General features: G+C 68.9%; 7 protein-coding genes. 2 read left to right on the forward strand and 5 right to left on the reverse strand.

Translation table 11 applies throughout. The features are described from left to right. Positions 1-343: 343 nt before the first annotated feature. A complete protein-coding gene (locus JF597_RS50345; RefSeq protein WP_294013005.1) occupies positions 344-1,495 on the forward strand; it encodes a CaiB/BaiF CoA-transferase family protein in 1,152 nt (383 codons plus the stop codon). A gap of 104 nt (positions 1,496-1,599) precedes the next feature. Here JF597_RS50345 and JF597_RS50350 read toward each other — a convergent pair whose 3' ends face one another. Beyond that, positions 1,600-2,784 carry an acyl-CoA dehydrogenase family protein gene (locus JF597_RS50350; RefSeq protein WP_294013007.1) on the reverse strand — a complete coding sequence of 395 codons (1,185 nt, stop codon included), beginning with the start codon at positions 2,782-2,784 and terminating at the stop codon, positions 1,600-1,602. A gap of 10 nt (positions 2,785-2,794) precedes the next feature. Beyond that, a complete protein-coding gene (locus JF597_RS50355; RefSeq protein ID WP_294013010.1) occupies positions 2,795-3,820 on the reverse strand; it encodes a phosphotransferase family protein in 1,026 nt (341 codons plus the stop codon). Between the two features lie 154 nt (positions 3,821-3,974). On the opposite strand from JF597_RS50355, the gene JF597_RS50360 reads away from it, so the two are divergent. Then, complete coding sequence (locus tag JF597_RS50360) at positions 3,975-4,865, forward strand: crotonase/enoyl-CoA hydratase family protein (protein WP_294013013.1); 891 nt, start codon at positions 3,975-3,977, stop codon at positions 4,863-4,865. Positions 4,866-4,900: 35 nt separating this feature from the next. Here JF597_RS50360 and JF597_RS50365 read toward each other — a convergent pair whose 3' ends face one another. From JF597_RS50365 to cysC, 3 genes are all read right to left on the reverse strand, one after another. Then, on the reverse strand, positions 4,901-5,380 hold the full coding sequence (locus JF597_RS50365) for an Rrf2 family transcriptional regulator (RefSeq protein ID WP_294013016.1): 480 nt from the start codon (positions 5,378-5,380) through the stop codon (positions 4,901-4,903). A 13-nt stretch (positions 5,381-5,393) separates the two neighbouring features. Further along, complete coding sequence (locus tag JF597_RS50370; protein WP_294013018.1) at positions 5,394-6,134, reverse strand: 3'(2'),5'-bisphosphate nucleotidase CysQ; 741 nt, start codon at positions 6,132-6,134, stop codon at positions 5,394-5,396. Further along, the coding region (gene cysC, locus JF597_RS50375) for an adenylyl-sulfate kinase (RefSeq protein ID WP_294013021.1) at positions 6,127-7,487 on the reverse strand (1,361 nt) is incomplete at its 5' end. The genes JF597_RS50370 and cysC, both read right to left, overlap by 8 nt.

Here is a 7,487-nt window from a genome sequence, read left to right on the forward strand (position 1 = left end):
GCGGACGCCGAACAGATGCTTGCAAGTGTTCCGTTGGATGTGCCGGTGTTTGCCGTCCCCGCGGGGCCAAAGCCGCCGCGCTGGGCCCATGGCCGCGTTGTTGTGATGTGCACGGCAGAGATCGAGCGGCGTGTTCGCCAGCGCCGCTGGTAGTCGGCTTCAAGCCGGCTGAACGCGTCCTGCTCTGAAAGCAGCGGACGTGGAGCTCGGGCGGGATCTTATTAGAGAATACTCTATCGCCGCGGATAACAACCTGCTTGAGGAGCACCATGCGCATCAGGGCCCCACTCCCTCACACCACCGGGATCTCCGAAACACAGGTCACGAGCCACGGATGCCGTCGATGAGCGCACCGTTGACCGGCCTGCGCGTCGTGGAGCTCGCCGGCATCGGCCCCGGACCGCACGCTGCGATGATGCTGGCCGACCTCGGCGCCGATGTCGTGCGCGTCGAGCGCCCCGGGGCCGACATCGGTACCGGCGACCAGTTGCTACGTGGTCGCCGGGTGGTTGTGCTCGACATGAAGCAGCCCGAGGGACGCGCCGCTGCCCATCGGCTGGTCGAAGGGGCGGACGTGCTCGTCGAGGGGTACCGGCCGGGCGTGGCCGAGCGGCTCGGGCTCGGACCGGACCAGTGCCTGGCCATGAATCGCCGGCTCGTCTATGCCCGCATGACCGGGTGGGGTCAGGACGGGCCGCGGGCGCTGCAGGCCGGCCACGACCTCAACTACATCTCCCTCACCGGCGCCCTGCACGCCATGGGCCGGGCGGGAGAGCGGCCCGCCCCACCGCTCAACCTGGTCGGCGACTTCGGTGGCGGCTCCATGCTCGTGACGCTCGGCATCCTCGCGGCGTTGTGGGAGCGCGAGCGCTCAGGACTCGGCCAGGTCGTGGATGCCGCGATGGTCGACGGCGCCAGTCTGCTCAACCAGATGATGTGGAGCTACCGCGGTACAGGAGCGTGGACCGACGAGCGGGCGGCCAACCTGCTCGACGGTGGCGCCCCGTACTACGACACCTACACCTGCGCCGACGGCCGGTACATCGCCGTGGGCGCACTCGAGCCGCAGTTCTTCGCCGCGTTCCTGGAGGGGCTCGGCATCACGTCCGACGAGTTCCCGGAGCGCACCGACCCCGCGAACTGGCCGCTGTGGCGGGATCGGTTCACGTCCGTGATCGCCACCCGGACCCGAGACGAGTGGGCGGAGGTCTTCGCGGGTACTGACGCCTGCGTCACGCCCGTCCTGAGCTATGGCGAAGCAGTCAGCGACCCGCACCTGTCCGCTCGGAGCACTCTCCTCGAGCTGGACGGTGTGTGGCAGGCGGCGCCGGCGCCGCGCTTCGGCCGCAGCGTCGTACCCACCCCGCGGCCCCCGGCCACGAGCACCACTGCAGTCGAGGACGTGCTCACGACGTGGGCCCGGCCGAGTGGTGCAGGGACCGGGTCGCCCGGGCGCCTCTGGGCCGAGGCGGCCCTGGAGCGAGGCGACCGCTGACGCGTCACACCCGAAGCCGAACCTCAGCTCAACGAGATCGACGACTACCTCGGCCTCCCGACCTCGCGAGTGGCTCAAGGCCGCCGGCCGCGCTACTAGCGTGGCTACATCCCCGTTCCACGACCGAGTAGCTGGCGGGCGATGGCGAACTTGTGGACCTCTGTCGGGCCGTCGTAGAGCCGGAACGCACGGATGTCGCGGAAGATCATCTCGACGACGGTCTCATCGCTGATGCCGATGCCCCCGAGGACCTGGACGCAGCGATCCGCCACCTTGAACAGCTCCTCGGAGACGAACGCCTTCACCATGGAGCTCTCGTGTCGGCCCTTGGCCCCGCGGTCGAGCGTCCAGCAGGCGTGCCAGATCGCCAGGCGGCACTGCTGAAGCGCGATCTCGTTGTCGGCAAGCAGGAAGCCCACGCCTTGGTGCTCGCCGATGGGCTTGCCGAAGGCGGTGCGGGTGCGCGCGTGCTCGATGGCGATGGTGTGGGCGCGGGTAGCGGCCCCCAGCCAGCGCATGCAGTGCGTCAGACGAGCCGGGGCCAGCCGCACCTGGGCGTACCGAAGCGCTTCGCCGGCATCTCCGAGGAGGGCATCGAGGGGGAGCCGCAGATCGTTGAAGCGCACAACGCCGTGGCCCTCGACGTAGTTGCGGTCCATGGTGCCCATGACGCGCTCGATCTCGATGCCGGGTGTCTGCCCGTCGCACAGGAACAACGTGGGACCGCTCGCGCCGAACTCGTTGGGCAGCAGGTCCGCCATGACGATCCAGGTGCGGGCGCCGTTCGCGCCGGTGATGAGCCACTTGCGGCCGTTGATGATGTAGGAGTCGCCGTCGACGACGGCGGTCGTGGACAGCTGGGCGGGGTCGGAGCCGGCGCCGTCCGGCTCGGTCATCGCGAAGACAGAGCGTTGTCGGCCCTCGATGACCGGGACCAGGAACTGCTTCTGCTGGACGTCGGAGGCGATCCGCCCGAGGAGGTACATGTTGGCCTCGTCGGGGGCGGCGCAGTTCATCGCGACCGGACCGAGGGTGGACCAGCCGGCGGCTTCGTAGACGACTGCTTGCTGGAGGTGGGTCAGGCCCATCCCGCCGAACCGTTCCGGCACCTGGATGCTCAACAGCCCGGCGTCCCGGGCGAGACCGACAAGCTCCTCGCGCAATGAGTCCGTCGGCCCGTGCTGGGTGAGGCGCGGGTCTCGTTCGTAGGGGACGACGGTGGTGGCCACGAACGCGCGTACGCGATCGCGGAGCTCGATCATGTCGGAGGGGATCTCGAAGTCGATCACGGCTGTCCTGTCACAGTGGCGGGGCGTCAAGGGTGTCAGCAGTCCAGTCGAGGACGGCTTGGGCGGTCTTCTCGAAGGTGGCGTACCGGGGGTCGCGGACAGTGCCGCGTTCGTACTGGCGGTAGAGCTGGACCCATGCCACGGCGAGGCGCAGCCGGGCAAGCGTGAGGTGGAACGCCAGGTCCTCGAGCGGCCGGCCGCAGGCCGCGAAGTACTGGGCGGCGACCTCGCGTCGGGAGGGGAAGCCTGGCTCGAGGGAAGGCACTTGGCCCAGGTCGTGCAGAGTTACGGGGTCGTCCGCCTCGATCCAGTACGAGAGCAGGACCGCGAGGTCGAACAGCGGGTCACCTCGGGTCGCCATGTCCCAGTCGACGACCGCCGTCGGCTGCAGGGTCTGGAGGTCGAACAGGACGTTGTCGAACTTCAGGTCCCCGTGCAGCAGCGCTACCGCGGACTCCTCCACCACCGTGCTTTCCAGGTGCTCGACGATGGCCGACAGCGCTCGCGGGCGCCCGTCGGGGAAGACGGCGTCGGCCCGCCGTCCCCAGCCGACGACCTGTCGCCTGAGGAACCCTTCGGGGCGGCCGAGGTCGGACAACCCGAGGGTGTCCGGCTGGAGGCTGTGCAGTGTCGCCATCGTGGCCACAAGGGAGGAGGTGAGGGCGGGGCCGGCGTCCGGGCGGTCTGCGATCTCGTCCGGGAGCCGTCCGCCGACAGCCGAGCCGCTGCGGTGCTCGATGACCTCGAACGGTGCACCGAGCACCGAGGTGTCCAGGCAAAGGTGCAAGGGACGAGGGACCAGGGGCAGTGGCCCGTGCAGGGCGTCGAGAACACGGAACTCACGTGCGAGGTCGTTCGCACCTTCGGCCAGCGGGCCCGCGGGCGGTCGCCGGAGAACGGCCAGTGCGCCGTCGACAGACACACGGTAGTTGAGGTTGGCCAGTCCGGTAGCGAACTGTCGGGGCTCGAGGTCCAGGTCGAGACGCATGCCCTGCGCGTGCAGGTAGGAGGCGAGTCGTGGCCAGTCCTGTGGCACTTGCTCAGAGCGAGTACGCCATGAGGGGCTGAGGGAGGTCATGGAAGCACGTGCACCTTGACGGCTCAGGCTGCGGTTCGCCGCGGCGGCGAAGGCGGCGTCGGCCTCGGCGATTCCGAAGCGGTCATCATCAAGTTCAGGATACTTTATATGTATGACGAGCGACAACACGAGCTGGCAGACCATCGCGCTCGACGTCGACGAAGACGGACTCGCTTTCCTCACGCTGGACCGTCCCGATCGCTTGAACGCGTTCGACGCGACGATGATGCGCGAGCTCCTCGAGGTGTTCGACCACACCGACGCGGACGACGACGTGCGCGCGGTGATCATGACCGGACGCGGCCGGGCCTTCTGCGCAGGGGCGGACCTGGGGGACGGAGGCAGCACGTTCGACTACGAGACCCAGGGCGGCAACGGGATGGCGTTGCTGGAGAACGGCGTGCACCGCGACGGCGGTGGTCTCGTCACGCTGAGGATGTTCGAGAGCCTCAAGCCGGTTCTCGGGGCAGTGAACGGGCCAGCGGTGGGCGTCGGTGCGAGCATGCTCCTGGCGATGGATGCGCGTCTGGCGGTGCCCGACGCCAAGATCGGCTTCGTCTTCGCGCGCCGAGGGCTGATGCCCGACGCGGCGTCGTCCTGGTTCCTGCCGCGGTTGGTCGGTATCCCGACCGCCCTGGAGTGGTGCTACTCAGGTCGGACCTTCCTGACCCAGGAGGGGCTGGCGGCAGGTCTCTTCGGCGCTCTCCACGAGCCTGCGGGACTGCTCGCAGCGACCAAGGCACTGGCGCTGTCGATGGTCTCCTCGTCCGCGCCTGTGTCCATCGCGCTGACACGCCAGGTCATCTGGCGGATGGCGGGTGCGGCCCACCCGATGGACGCCCACCGCGCCGACAGCCGGGGGCTGCAAGCGCAGGGGGCGAGCGACGACGTCAGGGAAGGCGTGATGGCCTTCCTCGAGAAGCGTGACCCGACGTTCCCTCGTACGGTCTCACGCGACCTCCCCGACATGTGGGACTGGTGGGAAGGCCCGGTGTTCAGGTGAACACGGTCCGGGACACCGGCACCGTGTCGGTGGCTCTATGCCCGGCGGCGCTTCGTTCGACCGCGCTCCTGCTGGCGGTAGTCCGCGGCAAGCTCGCGCACGTGCGGTGGCAGTCTCTGCCCGGCGACGTCAGCCAGCGTCGTCTGCTCGAGCACCGAGCGCATGCTCGCCCTTAGGGCCATCCAGACGTCGGTCAGTCGGGCGGTGGGTCCGACGTAGGGCAGGTCGCCGAGCCCGACGTTGTGGACGCTGGCCAGGGGGCCATCGATGCATCGCAGGACTTCCGCCAGGTTGATCTCTGACGCGGGCCTGGCCAGCGCGTAGCCACCCTCGCGGCCGCGGACACTGCGAACCAGTCGGGCGCCGCGAAGGTCGGAAAGGATGTCGAGCAGGAACTGCGGCGGGATCTCTTGGGCCGTGGCGAGGTCCTCGGACTTGATGAGCTCGTCCTGTTCCAGGGTTGCCATGTGGACCATCGCCCGAGTGGCGTACTCCGCCTTGGCCGACATCCGCATGGAGAGGAGTCTGTCAGGTGGTGATGGCCAACACGGCTGCGGCGTGCTCAGGTCGGCACACGATCAGGTCGGGTAAGAGCACGTCCGACTGGTTGTACAGAAGCGGAGACCCGTCGGTCCGCGAGCAGTGGAACCCCGCCGCCCGCGCGACAGCCACGGGAGCTGCCGAGTCCCACTCGTACTGGCCTCCGGCGTGCACGTAGACGTCAGCACGCCCTTGCACGATCGCCAGGACCTTGGCTCCCGCCGAGCCCATCTCGACGAGCTTGCCGGACAGCCCGTCGCGGACCCGCACAGCGACCTCGGGGGGCCGCGTGCGGGACACGACGATCCGCAGCGGACCGTGGTGCCCCGCCGGCATGGGCACCTGAGGGGTGCTGAGTGTCACGTCTTGGGCAGGCAGCGCGACTGCCCCCGCGGCCAGCTCACCGTTCTCCCAGAGCGCGACGTGGACGGCCCAGTCCGTTCGACCCAGCTCGGAGAACTCCCGCGTACCGTCAAGGGGATCCACGATCCACACTCGGGAGGCGCTCAGCCGGGCGGGGTCATCAGCGCCCTCCTCCGACAGCACGAGATCCCTCGGTCGAGCCTGGGCCAAGGCTGACATGAGGAACATGTGCGACCGGCTGTCCCCCTCGTTCTTGCGGACCGAGCTGTCGGCGTCCTTCAGCTCCTCGCGGACCTTGAGGAGAAGCCGTCCTGCTTCGGTGGCCAGCGTGGCGGCAAGCTGATGATCAGTGGTGTGCTCAGCCACGCCGAACCGTCTCGATGAGGCGGGCGACATGTTCAACTGGTGTGCCTGCCGAGAGTCGTACGTCTGGCGAGGCCGGCGCCTCAAACGGGCTGTCGATCCCCGTGAAGCCTGCGATCTCGCCGCGGCGTGCCTGGGCATACAGCCCCTTGGGATCCCGCTGCTCACAGACCTCGATCGGGGTGTCCATGTAGACCTCGATGAAGGGGACACCGGCGTCGGCGTGGATGCGACGCGCCAGCTGCCGGTGTGCGTCAAGGGGGCTGATCGCCGCGACGAGCACGACCTGTCCGGACCGGGCCATGAGGGCCGCCACGTGGGCCAGGCGACGTAGGTTCCCGGCTCGATGGGCGGCCGAGAAGCTGAGGTCGGAGTTCAGACCGTGCCGCAGCGTGTCGCCGTCGAGCACGAACGCGGGGCGGCCCTGCTCCAGAAGTGTCTTCTCCGTCAAGTGCGCGACGGTGGACTTGCCCGAGCCCGAGAGGCCGCTGAACCACAGGGTCGCACCTGCGGTGAGCCGGTCCGCCGACCCGACGAGAGACAGCGGCGGGGTCGTGTTCGGCGTCGCAGCAGGCGGCGCCACCATGCCCGCGGCGACCGTGTTGTTCGCGACCGGGTCGATGAGGATGAACGAACCCGTGGAGCTGTTGGAGGCGTAGTCGTCGACCATGAGGGGGCGGTGGGTGCGCAGCGTGATCCGCCCGATCTCGTTGACCGCCAGGCATGTCGGGGTCGTGTCTTCCTCGAGCGTGGTCACGTCGAGCCTGTGGTGGAGCGCCGTCACGGTCGCCTTCGCGGTCCGCGTTGTGTGCTTGAGCAGGACTTCCGCGCCCACGGTGAGCTCGCTGCTGTCGCTCATCCAGCAGACCGTCGCGTCGATCTCCTGGGTGACGCGGGGCTGCCGGCTGATGTCGGTCAGCATGTCGCCACGCGAGAGGTCGATGTCGTCGGCCAGCGAGACCGAGATCGCCATCGGGGCGAAGGCTTCCTCCACCGGTCCTGACGGGCCTGTGATCGTGGCGATGCGGCTGGCAAGTCCGCTGGGGAGGGCCATGACCTCGTCCCCCACGTGGAGGACTCCGCCGGCCAGGGTGCCTGCATAGCTGCGGTGGTCATGGTGCTCGTGGCTGTGCGGCCGGATGACGTACTGGACGGGCAGCCGGGCGTGGTCATGGTCGAAGTCGGTGGCGACCTGAACTGTCTCGAGATGGTCGAGCAGCACCGGCCCGTCGTACCAGGGACTGCTCGGCGACCGGGTGACGACGTTGTCACCGTTGAGGGCCGACAGCGGGATCGTGATCACGTTCGGGATGTTGAGGCGAGCCGCGAGGCAGTCGAACTCCTCGCGCACGTGCT

It is taken from the genome of Streptomyces sp. (assembly GCF_019510245.1).
Lineage (GTDB): Bacteria > Actinomycetota > Actinomycetes > Streptomycetales > Streptomycetaceae > Streptomyces.